Raw genomic sequence first — 19,043 nt, 5'->3', positions numbered from 1 at the left:
CGCCTGCGTGGTCTTGCCCGCGCCCTCGCCGCCTTCCAGCGTTATGAAGCGGCCGCGCACGTCAGGACTTCGGCGTGACCGCAGGCACCGCCGTGTTGACGGGCTGCGCCGGCGGCTTCTTGAGATACTTCGTCACCGCCTGCGAGACATAGGCGTTCACGCCGAGCAACAAGGAATCGACGCCCTTGGCAATCACGCCGCCTGCTTCGAGATCGGCGGCAGCGTAGAGCGGCGCGCTGTTCGACGTCCCCGCTTGCGATGTGATGCGCACCTCGCCAACCGGGTCGCCTTCCTTCAACGGCGGCTTGAGCGGCCCCTGATAGGCGATCTGCGCGCGGATGCGCTGATCCTTCGCGTTCACAGGCAGCAGCACGACAACGTCTTCCTTGGCCTTGACCGGCAGCGTCCATTTCTGGCCGCCCCAGACGCGAACATCGCCCACGACTTCGTCCTTGTCGAAGACCTTGTGCGCCTTGAAGTTCACGAAGCCCCAATTGAGCATCTTCTGCGCTTCCTCGCGGCGGTCGCGCTCGCTTTCGAGGCCGTTCATCACAAGCACCAGCCGCCGCCCATCGCGCACCGCCGACGCCGCGATGCTGTAGCCCACGCCTTCGGTAAAGCCGGGCTTGAGGCCGTCCGCCGGGATAGCGGTCGCCTGCAACGGGTTGTGGTTCCTGAAGGTGTAGGTGCGGTACTTGAATTCCTTCTGCCCGAAATAGGGATAAAGGTCTGGATAGGTCTTGATGACGTGGATCGAAAGCGCCGCGAGTTCGCGCGCGGTCATCTGGTTGCCGGGATGCGGCAGTCCGGTCGAATTGCCGAACGTGGATTTCTGAAGTCCGAGGGCTCGCGCCTCTTCCGTCATGAGTTTCGCGAACGCGTCCTCGGTGCCTGAAATCCCTTCAGCCACCGCGATGCAGGCGTCATTCGCGTTTTGTACCGCGATGCCCTGAATGAGGTCGCTGACCTTGGCCGTCTGGTTCAGCGGGATGAACATCGATGTTGTGCGCGACGGCGCGCCGCCGTTTCGCCAAGCGTAGAGGCTCACCGGGAACTCGGTGTCCATGGTGATCTCGCCCGCCTTGAGCTTTTTGAATATGACGGCAAGCGTCATGATCTTGCTCATGCTCGCGGGCGCGAACAACCTGTCGGCGTTTTTCTCGAAAAGCGTCGCCCCGGACTCGACGTCGATCAGCGTCGCTTCCGCCGCTCCCGTCTGATACCCGCCCGTAGATTGCGCTAGAGCGGGCTGAAAGATCTGGAAGAAAAGAAAAATGAAAAGGGCAAGGCGCATGGGCGTCGGTCCCGGTGAGTCGGCCCTCTGATAATATCAAACCGACCGCCTATTGGCTAAGATTCAGGCCATTGAGCCTTTACATAGTCTCACTGGCCGCCATTAAAAGCCGCGCCAGTGGAGAAGGCGGGCCGTGAGTTTGACGACCACCCGGCGGCCGCATCGTGGATCGATGCTTCGAAGCCGCCTTTCTTGACAACAAGCGGCTTGTCGAAGGTCTCGGTGGAGGCCGGGAAAGCAGTCGCCGATGCGATATAGGTCGCGGGCTGAGCGGGCGCAGGCTGCGCGGCGGCGGCCTTCACAGGCGCAGCTTTTGCTGGCGTCGCAGCCTTGGCCGCAGTGGCCTGCCGCGTTGGCGCGTTCGTTGCGACGACGGGAGCCCAGGCGCCCATCGAAGCCGTTGCGGCGATCGGGACCGAGGCTTGTTGCACGCGCGCAGGCGCGGTGGCCGGAGCAGCTTTGCGCACAGGGACGGCCGTTGCGGCGGCGATCTGGACGCCGGCGGATGCCGGAGCGCTTGCCACCTGCGGGCGCGAGGGCGTCTGCACGCTCGAAACGGAACGCGCGGCCCAAGGCTGCTTCGCGAGAATGGAGCGCTCAAGGTGATCGTCGCCGTTCAGCGGAGCGGGCGCAAAATAACGCACGCGCACAGCCGCAGTGCCGCGTCCATGGAAGCCGAGCAGTTCCGCCGCCTTGCGCGAAAGGTCGATGATGCGCCCGTCGTGATAGGGGCCGCGATCGTTGATGCGCACGATCACGGTGCGATTGTTGTCGAGGTTCGTCACCTGCGCATAGGTCGGCATCGGCAGCGTGGGATGCGCGGCGGTCAGCGCGCCCATGTCGTAGATTTCGCCGTTGGCCGTCTTGCGACCATGGAAAAAGTCGCCGTACCACGAGGCGAGTCCGACCTGATCGTAATGCACGTCGTTGACGGGCGTGTACCATTTGCCGTTGGCGAGATACGGGCTGCCGAGCTTGTATTCGCCGCCCCCCTTCGGAACCGGGTCGCCCACCTTGATCACGCGCGGGCTCAAGGTCTGGGTCTCGTCGACCGGACTCTTCTGGGCGGTACAGGCACCAAGCGATGCAACAAGCGCTGTGACGATCATGACCCTGCTTAAGGATTTGTTGACGACGGCCCGCAACTCAAACGGAAAGCGAGGAGCAACAAGTCCAGAAAGGAGATTCGGGCGAATGCTGGGCGCGGTTTTCGTCTTGCACCAAACTTGCGCGTTTACCGCCGCTTTTTGCGACAGGGACGCCAACACGCAACAGTCGCAGACACAAACTCGGCTCATGGTACACGCAAAACCCGGACACAACCTCAAGCTGCGTTCAGGCTAACCGTGCGTGGTTAACAGACCATTGCGCTCGGGAAGACTCTCGGTCATGGTCTGCGGCTGGCGGCGGCGAAGGACGCGACCACCGCATTTCTTTTCAAGGACCGATGGCATTGCGCAAGGCGTCGCCCGCTTTCTGGGACAGGCTCGCCCAAGAGATCGAGGGCGACGCCACAAGCGACCTTTTCACGCGAGGCCGCTACGCCACCGACGCATCCATGTATCAGAGCTTCCCGGCGGGAGTGGCTTGCCCGAAGTCCGAGAGCGACGTGGCCATCGTCCTCGAAATGGCGCGTGAGGAAGGGCTGTCCGTCATCGCGCGCGGCGGTGGCACGTCGACCGCTGGACAAGCGCTCGGCGAAGGCGTCGTCCTCGACTTCACGAAATATATGCGCGGCATCGGCGCAATCGACGTGGAAAACGCCCGATGCGTGGTCGAGCCGGGATGCACGCCCGCGGCGCTCGCGGCGGTGCTGGAACCGCACGGTCTTTTCCTCCCGGTCGAAATCGCCTCTGCACAATCCGCGACAGTCGGCGGCATGCTCGGCAACAATTCGAGCGGGCTGCGCGCGCTCCGCTACGGCGCGATGCGCGACCGTATCATTTCCGCGATGGCGCTCGTCGCCGATGGGCAGCGCGTGCATTTTCGCGCCATCGCCGAGGATGAAACGGCGCGCTTCCCCGGCCGCGACCGCCTCCTCGACCTCCTTCAATTCGGCGAAGCGCACGAGAAGGACATCGCCCGCGAGTTCCCGCTGCGCCCGCCCGGCACGCCGGAGCCGCCCGCCTACGATCTGCGCGCGCTCCTTTCCTATTCCGAGGATCAGAACCTCGCGCGGCTTCTCGCAGGCTCCGAAGGTACGCTTGCCATTGCCACGAGCATCGAGCTGAAGCTTGCGCGGCTGCCCGGAACGCGCGCGCTCGGCGTCTGCCGCTTTGCCGATCTCGGCGGCGCGCTGCGCGTCATCCCGAAGATCGCGCTGCTGAACCCGACCGCGATCGAACTGCTCGACCGCACGCTGATCGACATCGTCGCCGCGCGGCGCGACCCGCATGCCTTCCGCCTCCTGCAGGGCGATCCCGAAGCGCTGCTGATCGTGGAATTCGACGAGGAAAACCCGGTCGACAACACGCGGCTTCTCAAGGGCTTGTCCGAAACGCTGGCCGAAGCCGACAAGGGCCGCTTCCCGCTTGTGGAAATCATTGGCGAGAACAACCGCGCCGCGCTCTGGCAGCTTCGGCACAACGCAGTCACGCGTGCGTGGCGCATGAAATCGGCGGCGCAGCCTCTGTCTTTCATGGAGGACGGCGCGGTTCCGCTCCACCGCCTCGCCGCCTACGGAGCGGAGCTTGCGGCGCTGCTCGGCAAGCACGGCGTCCGCTCCGCGCTTTATGGCAGCGCCGGGCGCGGCTGTTTGATCGTGCGGCCGGTGCTGAATCTCCGCCACACGAACGACCGGGAGCGCATGCGTGCGCTGTCCGACGAGATGGCGGCGCTGATCGTCCGCCATGGCGGCGTGCTGAGCGGCGGCCATGGCATCGGCCTTGCCCGAAGCGAGGGGCTGGAACGCGCGCTTGCCCCCGGCGCGCTTCGACTCTTCGCCGACCTCAAGGCGCAGCTCGATCCGGGCTTCGTGCTGAACCCCGGTAAAATTATCCGCGCGCCGGATTTCGACGATGCGGCGCTGATGCGCGCCCCGCGCGAAGCGAAGGCCGCCGACGTGCCGGTCGCCCTCACATGGGAGGCGGAAGCGACGCCTGCGCGTGCTCTGGAGCATGCGCGCCGCTGCGCCGGGCACGCGCTATGCCGCACTGCCGAGCAGCGATTTGTCTGCCCCTCTTTCGCCGCGACGCATGACGAGCGCGACTCTGCGCGCGGCCGCGCGCAGACGGTGCGGCTCGCGCTCTCGGGCCAGCTCGGCGACGAGGCGCTTGGCTCGCCCGCGATGATCGAAACCATGGCGCTGTGCGTCTCGTGCAAGGCGTGCGGCTCCGCATGCCCGTTCGGCATCGACATCCCGAAGATGAAGGTTGAGGCGCTCGCTGCCGCGCGCGCGGCGGGCCGCTTCTCCCGCGCGCAGGAGCTTTACGCCAACCTCGCCGACTACACGGACCGCGCGGCGCGCTGGCGATGGTTCCTTGCCCTCCGCGACCTGCTGCCGGGACTGGCCCGCTTCACCGAGCGGAAGCTCGGGCTGGCCGCCGACCGCCCATGGCCGCGCTGGGCAGGGCGCCGCTTCCGCGCGCCGGTCGAGGCGGAACCGGGGCCGCGCGGCCTCGTTGCGCTGTTCGCGGATACGTTCAACCGTTCGTTCGAGACGGCAAACCTTCGGGCTGCGCAGAGCGTACTTGAAGCGGCGGGCTACGGCGTCGTCGCCTTCACCGACAGGGAAGACGGCGCGCTGTGCTGCGGGCGCTGCGCCTATGATGCGGGCGACATCGAGAAGGCGCGCGCGCAGGCGACGCGGCTGTCACGCGCGGCGGCTGCCTATGCCGAGCGCGGCGTGCCGGTCATCGGCCTCGAACCGAATTGCGTGCTGATGATGCGCGACGAATATGCGGCGCTTGGCCTGCCGATCGCGGACCCGCCGCCCGTTTTGCTGTTCGAGGAGTTTCTGGCGCGGCGCATCGGCGACGGCGGCTTGTCGCTCCCGCTGACGGCCATTGAGGCGACGGTGGTGCTGCATTCGCATTGCCACGAGCGCGCGCATGGCGTCGACGCGCATGCGGAAGCGGTGCTGCGACTGATCCCCGACCTGACCATTACGCCCGCGCCGCCCTCCTGCTGCGGCCTGAACGGGCTGATGGGCCTAACGCCCGACACGCTCGACGCGTCGCTAGCGATGGCAGAGCAGGCGCTGTTCCCCGCGATCCGAAAGGCGGGCCGCGACGCGCTCGTTTCCGCCACGGGCTATTCCTGCCGGAAGCAGGTTCAGGACGGGTTGGGCCGCCCCGCGCGTCACCCTGCCATGCTGCTCGACCTCGCGCTGAAGGGCGACGCCGAAATCGTGGGATAGTGACGGCGCTAAACTCCGCTAGCGCGCAACCGCGCCAGCACCTTCAGACCGGCATAGCCGTCCGCCGGCTGCATGCCAACCTTCAACTGGAAGTCGCGGATCGCCTTCATGGTGTCCTTGCCGACGCGGCCATCGGTGCCGTCGGTGTCGAAGCCAGCCGCTGTCAGCCGCTTTTGCAACTCCTGAACCTCCGCCAGCGTGGGCGCGCGCTCACCGCCGGGGAACTGCTGCACGAACGGGCCTTCGCCTTTCAGGCGGTCGCCGAGATGGGCAATCGCCAGCGCGTAAGTGTTCGCCGGATTGTACGATTTGATCGCATCGAAGTTGCGGGTGAGCAGGAACGCCGGGCCGCGCGCCACCGGCTGCCAAAGCCGCGCCTGTTCGCCGGGCCTCGGGAACGGCTTGCCGGTCGCGCGCGTCACGCCCTTGTCCTGCCATGCCGCGATGGACTTCCAGCCGCCAGCGCCGCCCATGCCTTCCGGCAGGCGCACTTCATAGCCCCAGCCCTCGCCGCGCCGATATTTCCCGCGCTTTGCGATATATTGTGCCGTGCCCGCAAGGGCATCGTCCGGGGGACCGAAGGGCAAAATCTTGCCGTCGCCGTTGAAATCCACGCCCATGTTGAGCCAGACCTCGGGCATCCATTGCGTATGCCCCATCGCGCCCGCCCATGAACCGATCATCTCGTCCGGCCTCGCCCATCCGCGATCGACGATGACGAGCGCGTTCAAAAGCTCCTGCTCCCAATAGCTGCGGCGGCGCGGCTCGCCCCAGGCGAGCGCGGCGAGCGCCGGGAATACGGGCCGCATATGCTTGGGGTTGGTAACGACATCGCCGAACGCGCTCTCCATGCCCCAGAGGCCGAGCATCACGTAGCGGTCCACGCCGTAGGTGCGCTCGATCTTCTCCAACAATGGCGCATATTCGCGCGCGCGCTCGATGCCGATGCCGATACGCCAGTCGGACACGCGGCGATTAAGGTACTGCCAGACTTCTTCCTTGAATTCGGGCTGTGCCTTGTCAAGCGCGTAGACGGAGGTGTCGGGCTTGAGCGCCCCCATGACACGCGCATACGTCGCGCCGGAGATACCGCGCGACCGGGCACGGGCGCCGAACGCCTCCACCCATTGCGAGAATGGCATGCGCGCCGATTGTGCAGAAGCCGAGGTGGCCAGGACGCCGCTGCCGCAAGCGCTGGAAACCAGAGTGGCGAGCGCGCCCTGAAGCACCGCCCTGCGTGAAAAATTCATAGCCATCGCGTCGAGGTTGCTGAAAACAACAGCAAAAATGTGGTCGTGCCTTTAATAACAAGGACATCATGGAATTTTGGTGAACGCGCCTCGCCCGCCGGGGCGCCAGATCGGTAGCTTGGCCACACCCAGAAGTGGCAAGAATTAACCAACCCCAACCTTGGCCTAAAAATTGCCTTTGATCGGGTGCAGGAAACCTGTTGTCGAAGCAAGGATTCGTTTACCTTTTCACCCGCTCAGGTGATCGGACCTTCAGCTTGCCTGGTATTGGAAGGTTGAAAAGTAATGCGGAAAAAGGAACTCGCGCTCGGTGCGTTCCTCATCGCGCTGGTCGTGACCGGCGGATTTCTCTTCATGCCGCTCGTTCAGCGCGAAAGCGCGCAGGCGACGAGCCCTGAAATCTACAAGAACCTCGAACTGTTCGGAGACGTGCTGGAGCGCGTGCGCGCCGAATATGTCGAAAAACCCGATGACGCGAAGCTCATCGAAAATGCGATCAAGGGCCTCGTGAATGGGCTCGATCCGCATTCAGCCTATCTCACGCCCAAGGAATTTCAGGACGAGCAAGCCGACACGCGCGGCGAGTTCGGCGGCCTCGGCATTGATGTCATGATGGAAGACGGTGCCATCAAGGTCATCGCGCCGCTCGACAATATGCCTGCCGATCGGGCAGGTGTGCTCGCTGGCGATGCAATCACGGCGCTCGACGGTCAAACGGTGAAGGGGCTCAGCATGGATGCCGCCGTCGACCGCATGCGCGGGGCGGTCGGGTCGCCGGTTACGCTCACGATCCAGCGGAAGGGCGCAACCAACCCGATCACGGTGAAGGTCATCCGCGACATCATCAAGATCAATCCGGTGCAATATAGCGTCGAAGGCGACGCGGGCTGGATCAAGGTGAAGTCGTTCGAGAACGAACATACGACCGAATACCTTCAGAAGGCGGTCGAAGACATCAAGAAAGCGCTCGACGGCAAGGTGTCGGGCTACGTGCTCGACCTGCGCAACAATCCGGGCGGTCTGCTCGATCAGGCCATCGACCTTTCCGACGCGTTTCTCGACAAGGGCTCCATCGTCGTGACGCGCGGCAGGAATGCCGAAGACATCGAGCGCACGACCGCCAAGCCGGGCGATATCGCTGACGGCAAGCCGGTGATCGTGCTTCTCAACGGCGGATCGGCGTCAGCCTCGGAAGTCGTGGCGGGCGCGCTTCAGGACCACAAGCGGGCGACGCTGCTCGGCACGCGCTCCTTCGGCAAGGGATCGGTGCAAACGCTCATTCCGCTCGCCAACAAGGGCGCGATCCGCGTCACCACCGCGCGCTACTTCACGCCGTCCGGCCGCTCGATCCAGGCGACCGGCATCGAACCGGATTATGTGGTGGAACCCGAGCTTCCGCCGGAGCTGAAGCTGCAACTCGCCAGCGTGCCCTTTGAATCCGAGGCTCAATTGCGCGGGCATCTGAAGAACGCCGCCGCGACGGAAGAGGGGGGTGGCAGCATCTCCTACGTCCCGAAGGAGAAGGAAAAGGACAACCAGCTTCAGGCGGCGTTAGCGCTCCTGCGCGGGCAATTGCCGCAAACGGGCAACAAGGCCACGGATTCGCTGGATCAGGCGCGTGCCACGACGCCGACTTCAAGCCCGCTGGCGAACGGACCGTCGGGCGGCTGAGCGGCCGAGTCTCGGACGGGGCATCGCGGCGAAATGCGTGTGATCGCCCCCGCCATCATGAGCGCAAGGCTGGCAACCCGGCTTGGGGCGAGTAGCAATGCGAAAGCCCCGAACAAGTTCCACGCTCTCGCTCTATAGCATCGCGCGTTGAATCGGACTCCGCGCGACGCTGTACAAATCGAGTGAAGCAAATTTTCCTACCGCCTAACGTCGCGCCGCTCCGGCTGTCGCTCCCGCCATCGCCATGACCTTGGCGAAGACCTCCGCGCTATCCCATGCCGCCGCTCCGAAATAGCGCCCGACCTCCCGGCCTTCGCGGTCGAGGATAATCGTCAGCGGCAGACGGTCTGCGTCCAGCGCGAGGCTCAAGTCGCCGCTCGTCTCATTGAACAGCGCCAGGCTTTTTATCCCGACGCGCTCATAAAACGCCTTCGGCTTCGCAAGGCCGCTCCGATCCGTGCTGACCGCGACGACAGCGAAACCGTCGCCGCCCTTTTCGGCCTGAAGCTTGTCGAGCGCAGGCATTTCACGGATGCACGGCGGGCACCACGTCGCCCATATGTTCAGGAGTACAACCTTGCCGCGCCACTCCGAAAGGAAGCGCGCCTTGCCGTCCGCGCCGTTGAATGACAGCGCCGGAAGCGTGACGGGCTTGGCGTGCCGGATGAACTGGCCGGACTCGACGGGAGCGGGAACCGTAACCGCCGCCGGGCGCGGCTCGTCCGGCACCATGGACGCGCGCTCCATGACCATGCCCACAGCCATCACCGCGAGCGCCCCCGCAGCGGCAAGGCCATAGATGAGGAAGCCTTGCCTCCGTGTTCCGCCGTCGTCGTTACCGGTTTCCATGCCCGGAGCTTTTCATCACGCATATCGCACAGTCAAGCTGCACGATGGACGCAATAACCATCGCAGGTCATCGCGGTGGACGGCGGCAGAGAAAGGGCGAGATCGCAGCGCGATCCCGCCCAAACATTTCGTCTTTCACAAAAAACGTCAGCGCGTGCCCATCGCACGCACGCGAAGGTTTTTCGTCCTGCGGTCGGTCACGCCCTTGCCGTAGGCGTAGGCATAACCGAGCGCCATCATGTCGCGCGCGGTGGGGAACGACTCGATGTGAACGATCCCTTCCTCCCCCTTCTCGCCCTCGTGCTCGGCGCTGAAAATCTCGGTGCGCTCAAGCGAGCTCCGCAGACGATCTTCAGGCACCATGCTCTCGCCGAACTCATACTGGCGGGTCACGTCCCTGCCGCGCCATTCCGCAAGATCGATGCGGCTGCGTTGGGTCGTCTCAATGCCTCGTTCCAGGCCACGTTCCATGTATTCCTCCATTCAGCGGGCGGCGCTAGAAGCACGGCGCGCCAAAAGACCGTCATGATATCAATGCTTGAGCCGCGCAGGCGTTCCCTGCCGAAACGTCATACGGCTCCGCTGCCCAAATTTTAGGCTACTGAAAAAGCTGATACATTGAGTGTCGAAGCCCGCTTGTACATTCGGCGGCAGCGCGCTAATGCTGCGCTTTAAGCCCTCTAGCGGTCCCGTTTCGGCGTTTGCATCCGGTTGCTTCATCCTCGCGCGAGCAAATGTCGAAATCATTGAGGACAGCTTCTAACTCCTGGATGGAGACCGTTACCCCATCAGATTGCGGTGCAATCCGATCGGAACGGGCTCTAGGCGAATGACAGCGATGGCCAATAAAATGTGGGGCGGGCGCTTCGAGACAAAGCCCGCCGAGATCATGGAGGAGATCAACGCCTCCATCTCGTTCGACCAGCGGTTCTATGCGGAGGACATCCGCGCTTCTCAGGCGCACGCCACGATGCTCGGCGCGTGCGGGATCGTGACGCCCGAAGAGGCCGACGCGATCGTCGCGGGCCTCGATACGGTGCGCGAGGAGATCGAGGGCGGGCGCTTCGAGTTCCGCCGCGAATATGAAGACATCCACATGGCGGTGGAAGCGCGGCTGAAGGATCTCATCGGCCCGGTCGCGGGCAAGCTCCATACCGGCCGCTCGCGTAACGATCAGGTGGCGACGGATTTCCGCCTTTATATTCGTGGCGCGATTGACCACCTCGACGAGCAAATCGCCACGCTCCAGCTCGCGCTCGCGACGAAGGCCAACTTTCACGCGGCGACCATTATGCCGGGCTTCACGCATATGCAGGTGGCGCAGCCCGTCACCTTCGGCCACCACTGCCTCGCCTATGTCGAGATGCTGGACCGCGACCGGGGCCGCTTCGCCGACGCAAGGGCGCGCGTGAACGAAAGCCCGCTTGGCGCGGCCGCGCTCGCTGGCACATCCTTCCCCATCGACCGGCACATGACGGCGTCCGCGCTCGGTTTCGCCCGCCCGCTCGCGAACTCGCTCGACGCTGTGTCCTCGCGCGATTTCGCGCTGGAAACGCTCGCCGCCGCCGCTATCTGCGCCACGCATCTCTCGCGCCTGTCCGAAGAGATCGTCGTCTGGTTTAGCGCGGGCTTCCGGTTCATCACGCTATCCGACCGCTTCACCACCGGCTCATCGATCATGCCGCAGAAGCGCAACCCGGACGCCGCCGAACTCGTGCGCGCGAAGGTGGGCCGCGTCGCGGGCGCGTTCGTCTCGCTGCTTACGGTGATGAAGGGGCTGCCGCTCGCCTATTCCAAGGACATGCAGGAAGACAAGGAGGCCGTGTTCCTCGCCATCGACGCGCTGTCGCTCGGCCTGGCCGCGATGACGGGCATGATCGAGGACATGGAGCCGGTGCCAGAGCGCATGCGCGACGCCGCCGGTCAGGGCTTCTCGACCGCGACCGACCTTGCGGACTGGCTCGTGCTGCACGCGCAGCTTCCATTCCGTGAGGCGCATCACGTCACGGGCCGCATCGTGAAGCATGCCGAAAACCTCGGCGTCGATCTCCACGAGGTGCCGCTGAAGGATATGCAGGCCGTCGAGCCGCGTATCACGGAGCGCATTTTCGACGTGCTGAACGTGGATAAGTCGGTGGAAAGCCGCCGCAGCTTTGGAGGCACAGCGCCGCAAAATGTGAAGGCGGCGGCTGAAATCTGGCTGAAGAAGCTGGAAGCCGCCGGAACTTCGCGCTAAACACGGGCTAGGGATCGCGTGGCTGAGAGACTGCGGGGCGGCATTGTTCGTTTGCCCGCAGGCGATGCACGCGAGGCGAGGCTTGGTCAAGCCTTCGGCATAAGCTTCGGGCGCGGTGACGGGGATACGATGACTGGCTTAAGTCGCAATCTGGTACTTGCTTTCGTGCTCGCGCTTGGGCTGTCGGCCTGCGGGAAAAAGAGCGACCTTCAACGCCCTTTGCCGCCGCCGGACGTGCCGAAAGACGCAAAAGGAAAGGTTGACCCGGATCGGCCCTTCATTCTGGACCCGCTCCTGCGTTAAACTCGCGTCATGCATCATTTTTCTTACAAGAACGGCATCCTTCATGCCGAGGGTGTCGCTCTCGACGCTATCGCTCGCGATGTCGGCACGCCGTTTTACTGCTACTCCACCGCCACGATAGAGCGCCATTATCGCGTGTTCGCCGCCGCCTTCACTGGTCAGGATGCGCTCGTCTGCTACGCCATCAAGGCCAACTCCAACGTGTCGGTGATCCGCACGCTGGCGAAGCTCGGCTCCGGCGCGGATGTCGTCTCCGAGGGCGAGATCCGGCGCGCGCTGGCGGCTGGCATTCCGGCGGACAAGATCGTGTTCTCGGGCGTCGGCAAGACGGAGGCTGAAATGGCCTTCGCGCTCGACGTGGGCATTTACGGCTTCAACGTCGAGAGCGAGGCCGAGCTTCGCGCGCTGTCACAGGTTGCAGGCGGACGCGGCAAGACGGCGCGCATCGCGTTCCGCATCAATCCCGACGTGGACGCGAAGACGCACGCCAAGATTTCCACCGGCAAATCCGAACACAAATTCGGTGTGAGCTGGCGCGACGCGCGCGCGCTCTATGCCCTCGCCCGCGACCTGCCGGGCCTCGATGTGGCAGGCGTGCACATGCACATCGGCAGCCAGATCACGCATATGGAGCCGTTTCGCGACGCCTTCGACCTGATGGCGAACCTCGTGGAAGACCTGCGCCGCGACGGCCACACGATTTCCTATGTCAATCTCGGCGGCGGCCTTGGTATTCCCTATCGCTGGGATCAAGAGGTTCCGCCTCTGCCGAGCGACTATGCCGAGATCGTCATCGGCCTGTCGAACCGGCTTGGCGCGAGACTGCTGTTCGAGCCGGGGCGCATCATCGTCGGCAACGCGGGCATCCTCGTCACGCAGGTCATTTATTCGAAGCACAGCGGCGAAAAGCGCTTCGTTATCGTGGACGCGGGCATGAACGACCTCGTTCGCCCGACGCTTTACGACGCGTATCACGACATCTGGCCCGTGAACGAGGCGCAGCGGAACGCCAGCGTCGGTCGCGCCGATGTCGTCGGGCCGGTGTGTGAGACGGGTGACTTTCTCGCGAAGGACCGCGACATGCCGGAGCTTGCGCCGGGCGATCTCATCGCGGTGATGACGGCAGGCGCTTACGGCGCGGCGCAGTCATCGACCTACAACACGCGGCGGCTCGTCCCGGAGGTGCTGGTCAACGGCGCCGATTACGCCGTGGTGCGTCCGCGCCCGAGCTACGAAGACATGCTGCGCGCCGAGCCGCTCGCGGGCTGGCTTTAGCGCAGCGTCAAGCCTCGGGCGCGACGCCCTGCCGCCTCAGACTGAACTCGATCACGTGGCCGAGCACATCCGCTTGGCTTAGCCCGTGCTGCGCCGCCGCGAGGCAGATCGATCCGCTGCGCCCGATATGGCAGCAGATGTTGAATTCGAGGAAGACGCGCCGTTCCGTCTCGGGATCAAAGCGGTAATCCATGCGGAAATAGTCCATTGGCCCGACGGCGCGCCAAAGCGTGGCGGCATCCCCGCGGAGGGCGCATTCGACGCCGCCCGCCTCGAAAATCTCGTAGCCGAGCGGATCGCTGCGCTTCAAATCTTCGGTGATGATGCCGCCTGCCTTGTCCGAGCGCGGACGCACCACGCCGAGCACGAGCGGACCGCCCGCGCTGCCGAGCGACGGCACGGTGATGTCGATGCCGGGCGCATAGCCCTCGACGAGCACCGCCATGCCCCGCGCCATGAGCTTCGCCGCCACGCGCGCCGCGCCCGCCCAATCGTCCTGAATCGACTCGGCGCTGATGCCCTCCGACGCCGCGCCGAAACGCTGTTTGACGAAATACGGGCCGGGGAAGCCGGGTGGCGTGGCGAGCGCGGCCTCGTCGGCATAGACCGCGCCCTCCGAAACCGGAATGCCGATGGCCTTCGCCGCGAGCTTCGCGAGCCACTTGTCTTCCGCGAGGGCGCGAATGTTCGGCCGCGCGCCGACATAGGGAATGCGCAGATATTCGCACAGCGAGGGGATGAACACTTCCGGGTTGTTGATCGGCATGCGGTTGTAGAGCGAGAAGACGATGTCGGTGTCGCCCTTCGCGGCAAGGAGCGCCAGCGGCTCGCTCGCGGTGCGGACCCGGTAGCCGAGGTCGCGCAAGGTGCGGAAAACGCGCGCGTAATAGCCGGGATAGCCGCCGTCTCCTTCGAAGTCGCGCACGGCATAGTTCGGCTCAAGCGGGGCATGGCGCGCGATGAAAAGTATGCGCGTGGACGGCGTCGACGGTGCGACGAGCAGCTGTTCGGAAATCGAAGGATGCATGAGAGGCTCCATCCGGGGTCGCGCTGCCTTGAGAACGCCGTCCGAAGGCAGGCAATCGATTCGATCAGAGATAATCCGTTTCGTTAAACAATTCGAATGCTGTTGAAGCGAGATCACCTTTTGCGGAAAGGCTCGGCCTCCTTTTGTGAGCTTGACCTCGCCGCAAGGCGCGCCCACCGCCTCGCCCTAGCCGCTGATGCGAAAGGCGCGTGCCCCGAGCACGGGGGCTCAGTCGCTTTCGAGCTGCCAGGCTTCCTTTAGCGCCGGGTGCACAATGCTTGAATGGAGCGCGAGAAGGATGAGCTTCGCGTCGAGGCTATCCTCGTCGGCAAGCGCGGCCTCGATCCGGCGTTCCGCATCGTTTGCGGCGGCCTCGCCATTCGCCACGGTGAACCCGTCCGCGCCAAGAGCGACATAGCCGATAAGCTCCGCCGCGTAGCGATAATCGGGCTCGCGAGGATCTTCCGCATACGCGTCCATCAGCAGCGAGACGACCGTCAGCTTCACGGCTTCCGGCACAAGATTGGGATGGAGGTCGACGGCGCGCAATACCTTGTCGAGCGTGCGCAGGCTTTCGGATCGTCCGAACCGGCCGAAAACGCCGAGAAAGGGAGTGCTTCGTGCCATGGTCCGCCTATGCCTTTGATGAAGCGCCTTTGGATGTCGTGTCTTGATACTATGACACCGGCCTCTGTTTCGAAGGAAATGAGCTATTTCAGCGCTACGAACGGGAAATTCTCGTGCAGCGGGCTTGATGGTTCTGTAAATCGCCGCGATCCCGACTGTGCGATGTCGCCCCGATCCTGCGGACGCTCGATACGAAATCGCTATCTGCTTTTATCCGTGTCGCGCCTGCGGCTTGATGTGTTTCCAGATTCAGAGGCTAACACCGCGTTTACGGCGTCGGGCGGTCGGAGGAGATCGTCGGCAAAGCGCTCGCCAGTACGCGCGAGATCAATGCGATCCTGAAGCGGACAATCCGCGAACCTGTGTCACCCGCCTTCATGGCTCCGCCGGACAAGCGCGCCGCCCGCGTGTGACGGACGGGTAAGATACAACCGCTATCCTCGGCAAAACGCCCAGCCTGATTTCTCCGCTCGCCGTTCTGCGCGAGAGAGATCCGGTTTCTTGTTTCACAGCGTTTCGCGCACGGACGCCGATCCGCGCTTTCGAAAAACGCACCGGGAGTAGCGTATGGCCATCTCTTACAAAAGCGAATTTCATCTGCTGAACCACGACGAGCGCGAGCTTGTGCGCACGACGCATTATCCCGCTATCTGCGAGATTGCGCGTGACGATCTGCAAAACACGCTGAAGCGGCTTCGCGACATGCGCGACAAGGAAAAGACGCAGTACAAGGCGAAGCGCCGCGAGACCAAGGGCACGGGCGAGGCGCGCGGCGGAAGCTTTCCCGGCACCTCGGATCAGCCGCGCCGCAGGAAGCAGGTCTTCGCGCAGGCGCTGAAGCGCGTGAACAAGGAGATCGAGCGGCACCGCAAGTTCGAGGCGAAGGCGGAGCTTGGCGCGAATGCGCGGCGTGCGCTTGCGATGAAGCGGTCAGCGGAATTCCACCGTCCGGCTCCGGGCGTCACCGCGCATGAAGGCATGTCGCCGCTTCCGAGCCGCCGCCGCCGCACGACCGTCCACCCGTCAAAGATCGGGCAGGTGTCGCAGTGGACGAAGGTCCGCCAGGCGCAACGCGACGCCCGCCCGTAGCGCGTTCGGCGGCCGTGCCTACCGCTCAAGCTCGGCGGCGAGGAAGGCGCGGATCTTGTCGCGCGCGACATCCTTCGCCACGAAGGCATTGCCGATGCCGCTCAGGAGGACGAGGTTCATCTGGCCGTCCTTCACCTTCTTGTCCTGCTCCATGAACCCGGTCAGTTCATCGAGCGTGGGCGCGCGGCCTAGCCGCTGGCGCAACTCGCCGAAGGTGGTGACAAAGCCGACTTCCGCGAGATGGTCTTCGAGCCGCCTCGACACCGTATGCGCGCAGAAGCCCTCCGCCTCCGAGAACCGCGCCGCCAGCACCATGCCGAGCGCGACCGCCTCGCCATGGAGCACATCGCCGGAATAACCCGCCCACGCCTCAACCGCATGGCCGAAGGTGTGGCCGAGGTTCAGGAGCGCGCGGTCGCCCGCCTCCTTTTCGTCGCGCGAGACGATTTCCGCCTTCATCCGCACACTCGTCTCAACGGCGTCGGTGAGCGGATAAGTGTCCAGCTCGAAGATCGCAGGAGCGTTGTCTTCCAGCCAGCGAAAGAACACCGAGTCGCCGAGCGCGCCATATTTCGCGACCTCGGCGTAGCCCGCGCGAAATTCCCGTGGCGACAGGGTCTTCAGCGTGTCGAGGTCGATCAGCACGAGCGAGGGCTGATGGAACGCGCCGACGAGGTTCTTGCCGTGCGGCGTGTCGATGCCGGTCTTGCCGCCGACCGACGAGTCGACCTGCGCGAGAAGCGTCGTTGGCACCTGAACCACGCGCACGCCGCGCTTCAGCGTCGCCGCCGCGAAGCCCGCTAGGTCGCCGATCACGCCGCCGCCGAGCGCGATCACCGCATGGTCGCGTTCCACGCCAAGGTCGAGCAACGCCGCCGTCACGCGTTCGAGCGAGGCGAAGCTTTTCGACGCCTCGCCGGAAGGGACATAGATCGTTGGGCCGAGCAGGAGACCGGCGCCCGCAAGCCCCGCCTCAAGCTGCTCCGCGTAAGCCCGCACCGCCTCATCCGCGACGATGGCGAAGCGCGTGCCCGGCAGCGTCTCCGCCAGAAACTGCGGCGCGCCCGCGATCAGGCCGTTGCCGATGAGGATCGGATAGCTGCGCTCGCCAAGCTCCACATCAACGCGCGCGGAAGGCTTCACTTGTGCCGTCATGACGGTTCGCTCCCTTGCATGTCCGCCGGGTGGGCTCCGCCGCCTCCGGCCTCTTTGGCTGTCAGATACGTTAAGATCAGGTCGAGGATTTCATCAACGATCACCTCGTGCGGCGCGTCGCGGCTCTCGAACCTGAGATTTGACTCGGCATAGAAGGGTTCGCGCTGGGCGAGGAGCCGCTCAAGCACGGCCATCGGGTCGTCATTCTTGAGGAGCGGGCGATTGTCGCGCCGCGAGACGCGCTGGAGGAGAAGGTCGAGCGGCGCATGGAGCCAGATCGACACGCCGCCTCTGGCGATCTCGGCGCGCGTGGCGGGCGAGATGACCGAGCCGCCGCCCGTCGACAGCACCTGCGGGCCGCTCTGGAGAAGACGGCGGATGACGCGCTCCTCGCCGTCGCGGAAATAGCCCTCGCCGTGGGCGCTGAATATCTCCTCGATGGTCATGCCTGCGGCGGTCTCGATCTCGGCGTCGGCATCGTGGAAAGGCAGGTCCAGCGTGGTCGCGAGCCGCCGCCCTATGGACGATTTACCCGACCCCATCATGCCGACAAGAATGACGCTCTGCCGCCCGAGCGCGTGCCGCACCGCCTTCGCCATCGGCTTCAAACCGCCTGCTTCGTTTTCCGACGTCACGAACCGCTCATCTTATTGGCTTATGGAAGAACAGGGCCGCAACTTAAGCTTCTATCGCATCCTTGACAACGGGCGCGAAGAGCGTCAGCCCATAGAGAGAACAACCGAGCCGGAGGGAGAGATGCCGACACTTCTTCGCTTTCTGACAATCGTCGGTTTGATCGCCGGGCTGTTCTATGGGTCGATGTTCGTTCTGGCGAACTTTTTCGAGCCATCGCCGCACGAGATGACGAAATCGATCCGCGACGCGAAGATCAAATAACGTGGGGCGGCCACCGAGCGCTCCCGCCTCGGCAGCGGACGAGCCGCTGATCGATGCGTATCTCGCGATGATGAGGGCCGAACGCGGCGCATCGGCGAACACGGTCGCGGCCTATGCTGCGGATCTGCGCGAGATGTCGCGTTTCCTGGCGGAGCGTGGCGAAACCTTCGCCGTCTGCGCGCGCGACGATCTGGAAGCGTTCTTTTCGGATCGGGCCGAGGCCGGGCTTTCAGCCAATTCCGCCGCGCGCAAACTGTCCTGCCTGAAGCGCTTCATGCTTTTCCTCGTCGCCGAGAAGACGCGCGATGATGACCCCGCGCGGCTCATCGATGGCGTGAAGGCGCGGCGCGTGCTGCCGATGACGCTCACCATCGCCGAGGTGGACCTGCTCCTCGACGCGGCGCATCAGGCGGCGGCTTTTGGCGATCCGCAAACGCCCGCCGGCCGCCGAGCGCTGCGGCTCGCCTGCCTGCTCGAACTCCTCTACGCCACCGGGCTTCGCGTCTCCGAGCTCGTCGGGCTGCCGCGCGCCGCCTTCCTCGGCGACTGCAAGATGCTGACCGTGAAGGGCAAAGGCGGGCGCGAGCGCATCATTCCGCTCAACGCCAAGGCGCGCACCGTGCTCGACTGCTGGCTGGACGCGCTCGATGTGTCCGCGCGGGCCGCCGACGGCAAGGCAGGCGTCGCCGGAGCTTCGGCCTCGAAATGGTTGTTTCCGTCGTGGGGCGAGGACGGCCACCTGACGCGGCAGAAATTCGCGCAGGATCTGAAAGCGCTCGGCGCGCGCCTCGGCATCGACGCGGAACGGCTTTCGCCACACGTGCTGCGCCACGCGTTCGCGACGCATCTGCTCGACAGGGGCGTCGATCTGCGCGTGCTGCAAACGCTGCTCGGCCACGCCGATATTTCGACCACGCAGATTTACACGCACGTGATGGAAGACCGCCTGCGGCAGACCGTGTTCGACTTTCACCCCCTCAGCGAGGGCGCGGCGGAAAAGGAAACGTAAGCGG

The 19,043-nt window shown here is 64.7% G+C and carries 16 protein-coding genes; 7 read left to right on the top strand and 9 right to left on the bottom strand.

Translation table 11 applies throughout. From position 1 onward, the window contains the following. Window positions 1–61 precede the first annotated feature (61 nt). Both T281_RS04050 and T281_RS17410 read right to left on the bottom strand, forming a co-directional pair. A complete protein-coding gene (locus T281_RS04050) occupies window positions 62–1,294 on the bottom strand; it encodes a D-alanyl-D-alanine carboxypeptidase family protein (RefSeq protein WP_052037002.1) in 1,233 nt (410 codons plus the stop codon). 89 nt (window positions 1,295–1,383) lie between these two features. Next, the gene (locus T281_RS17410; protein WP_245269145.1) at window positions 1,384–2,328 is read right to left on the bottom strand and encodes a septal ring lytic transglycosylase RlpA family protein; all 945 of its coding nucleotides are present in this window, start codon (window positions 2,326–2,328) and stop codon (window positions 1,384–1,386) included. A gap of 413 nt (window positions 2,329–2,741) precedes the next feature. Here T281_RS17410 and T281_RS04040 point away from each other — a divergent pair, with 413 nt between their 5' ends. Then, window positions 2,742–5,651: an FAD-binding and (Fe-S)-binding domain-containing protein gene (locus T281_RS04040; protein WP_037234612.1), complete on the top strand. Its 2,910-nt coding sequence runs from the start codon at window positions 2,742–2,744 to the stop codon at window positions 5,649–5,651. Between the two features lie 8 nt (window positions 5,652–5,659). On the opposite strand, the gene T281_RS04035 is transcribed toward T281_RS04040, so the two are convergent. Then, entirely contained in the window at window positions 5,660–6,907 is a 1,248-nt protein-coding gene (locus T281_RS04035) for a lytic murein transglycosylase (protein ID WP_052037000.1), read from the bottom strand. A 279-nt stretch (window positions 6,908–7,186) separates the two neighbouring features. Between T281_RS04035 and T281_RS04030 the strand changes: the two genes are divergently transcribed. Further along, window positions 7,187–8,572 (top strand): S41 family peptidase, encoded by a 1,386-nt coding sequence (locus T281_RS04030; RefSeq protein ID WP_037234609.1) that lies wholly within the window; start codon window positions 7,187–7,189, stop codon window positions 8,570–8,572. Window positions 8,573–8,776: 204 nt separating this feature from the next. Here the strand turns inward: T281_RS04030 and T281_RS04025 are convergent, their stop codons facing one another. Beyond that, window positions 8,777–9,421 (bottom strand): TlpA disulfide reductase family protein, encoded by a 645-nt coding sequence (locus tag T281_RS04025; protein ID WP_052036999.1) that lies wholly within the window; start codon window positions 9,419–9,421, stop codon window positions 8,777–8,779. 147 nt (window positions 9,422–9,568) lie between these two features. Further along, on the bottom strand, window positions 9,569–9,892 hold the full coding sequence (locus tag T281_RS04020) for a hypothetical protein (protein ID WP_155955089.1): 324 nt from the start codon (window positions 9,890–9,892) through the stop codon (window positions 9,569–9,571). Between the two features lie 367 nt (window positions 9,893–10,259). On the opposite strand from T281_RS04020, the gene argH reads away from it, so the two are divergent. Together argH and lysA are read left to right on the top strand one after the other, a co-directional pair. After that, window positions 10,260–11,657 (top strand): argininosuccinate lyase, encoded by a 1,398-nt coding sequence (argH, locus tag T281_RS04015; RefSeq protein WP_037234643.1) that lies wholly within the window; start codon window positions 10,260–10,262, stop codon window positions 11,655–11,657. 312 nt (window positions 11,658–11,969) lie between these two features. Further along, complete coding sequence (gene lysA, locus T281_RS04005; protein ID WP_037234599.1) at window positions 11,970–13,235, top strand: diaminopimelate decarboxylase; 1,266 nt, start codon at window positions 11,970–11,972, stop codon at window positions 13,233–13,235. Between the two features lie 7 nt (window positions 13,236–13,242). On the opposite strand, the gene T281_RS04000 is transcribed toward lysA, so the two are convergent. Then, window positions 13,243–14,262 (bottom strand): D-alanine--D-alanine ligase family protein, encoded by a 1,020-nt coding sequence (locus T281_RS04000; RefSeq protein WP_037234640.1) that lies wholly within the window; start codon window positions 14,260–14,262, stop codon window positions 13,243–13,245. A 228-nt stretch (window positions 14,263–14,490) separates the two neighbouring features. After that, on the bottom strand, window positions 14,491–14,889 hold the full coding sequence (locus T281_RS03995) for a hypothetical protein (protein ID WP_037234595.1): 399 nt from the start codon (window positions 14,887–14,889) through the stop codon (window positions 14,491–14,493). 567 nt (window positions 14,890–15,456) lie between these two features. On the opposite strand from T281_RS03995, the gene T281_RS03990 reads away from it, so the two are divergent. Then, window positions 15,457–15,978, top strand: coding sequence for a hypothetical protein (locus T281_RS03990; protein ID WP_037234592.1), 522 nt, complete (start codon window positions 15,457–15,459; stop codon window positions 15,976–15,978). A gap of 18 nt (window positions 15,979–15,996) precedes the next feature. Here the strand turns inward: T281_RS03990 and aroB are convergent, their stop codons facing one another. Then, window positions 15,997–17,133 carry a 3-dehydroquinate synthase gene (gene aroB / locus T281_RS03985; RefSeq protein ID WP_037234590.1) on the bottom strand — a complete coding sequence of 379 codons (1,137 nt, stop codon included), beginning with the start codon at window positions 17,131–17,133 and terminating at the stop codon, window positions 15,997–15,999. After that, complete coding sequence (locus tag T281_RS03980) at window positions 17,130–17,768, bottom strand: shikimate kinase (RefSeq protein WP_037234587.1); 639 nt, start codon at window positions 17,766–17,768, stop codon at window positions 17,130–17,132. Before T281_RS03980 ends, aroB begins: the two co-directional genes overlap by 4 nt. A 121-nt stretch (window positions 17,769–17,889) precedes the next feature. On the opposite strand from T281_RS03980, the gene T281_RS03975 reads away from it, so the two are divergent. Together T281_RS03975 and T281_RS03970 are read left to right on the top strand one after the other, a co-directional pair. Continuing rightward, window positions 17,890–18,030 (top strand): hypothetical protein, encoded by a 141-nt coding sequence (locus tag T281_RS03975; RefSeq protein ID WP_037234637.1) that lies wholly within the window; start codon window positions 17,890–17,892, stop codon window positions 18,028–18,030. Window position 18,031: 1 nt separating this feature from the next. Further along, window positions 18,032–19,039: a tyrosine recombinase gene (locus T281_RS03970; protein WP_037234585.1), complete on the top strand. Its 1,008-nt coding sequence runs from the start codon at window positions 18,032–18,034 to the stop codon at window positions 19,037–19,039. The last annotated feature ends 4 nt before the right edge of the window (window positions 19,040–19,043 follow it).

It is taken from the genome of Rhodomicrobium udaipurense JA643 (assembly GCF_000636015.1).
Classification (GTDB): Bacteria; Pseudomonadota; Alphaproteobacteria; order Rhizobiales; family Rhodomicrobiaceae; genus Rhodomicrobium; species Rhodomicrobium udaipurense.
This window is presented reverse-complemented; position numbering and strand designations above follow the sequence as displayed.

Coding starts and splice junctions, on each gene's coding strand:
- T281_RS04050 (WP_052037002.1), bottom strand. CDS start 1,294: ATGCGCCTTGCCCTTTTCATTTTTCTTTTCTTCCAGATCTTTCAGCCC.
- T281_RS04040 (WP_037234612.1), top strand. CDS start 2,742: ATGGCATTGCGCAAGGCGTCGCCCGCTTTCTGGGACAGGCTCGCCCAA.
- T281_RS04035 (WP_052037000.1), bottom strand. CDS start 6,907: ATGGCTATGAATTTTTCACGCAGGGCGGTGCTTCAGGGCGCGCTCGCC.
- T281_RS04030 (WP_037234609.1), top strand. CDS start 7,187: ATGCGGAAAAAGGAACTCGCGCTCGGTGCGTTCCTCATCGCGCTGGTC.
- T281_RS04025 (WP_052036999.1), bottom strand. CDS start 9,421: ATGGAAACCGGTAACGACGACGGCGGAACACGGAGGCAAGGCTTCCTC.
- T281_RS04020 (WP_155955089.1), bottom strand. CDS start 9,892: ATGGAACGTGGCCTGGAACGAGGCATTGAGACGACCCAACGCAGCCGC.
- argH (WP_037234643.1), top strand. CDS start 10,260: ATGGCCAATAAAATGTGGGGCGGGCGCTTCGAGACAAAGCCCGCCGAG.
- lysA (WP_037234599.1), top strand. CDS start 11,970: ATGCATCATTTTTCTTACAAGAACGGCATCCTTCATGCCGAGGGTGTC.
- T281_RS04000 (WP_037234640.1), bottom strand. CDS start 14,262: ATGCATCCTTCGATTTCCGAACAGCTGCTCGTCGCACCGTCGACGCCG.
- T281_RS03995 (WP_037234595.1), bottom strand. CDS start 14,889: ATGGCACGAAGCACTCCCTTTCTCGGCGTTTTCGGCCGGTTCGGACGA.
- T281_RS03990 (WP_037234592.1), top strand. CDS start 15,457: ATGGCCATCTCTTACAAAAGCGAATTTCATCTGCTGAACCACGACGAG.
- aroB (WP_037234590.1), bottom strand. CDS start 17,133: ATGACGGCACAAGTGAAGCCTTCCGCGCGCGTTGATGTGGAGCTTGGC.
- T281_RS03975 (WP_037234637.1), top strand. CDS start 17,890: ATGCCGACACTTCTTCGCTTTCTGACAATCGTCGGTTTGATCGCCGGG.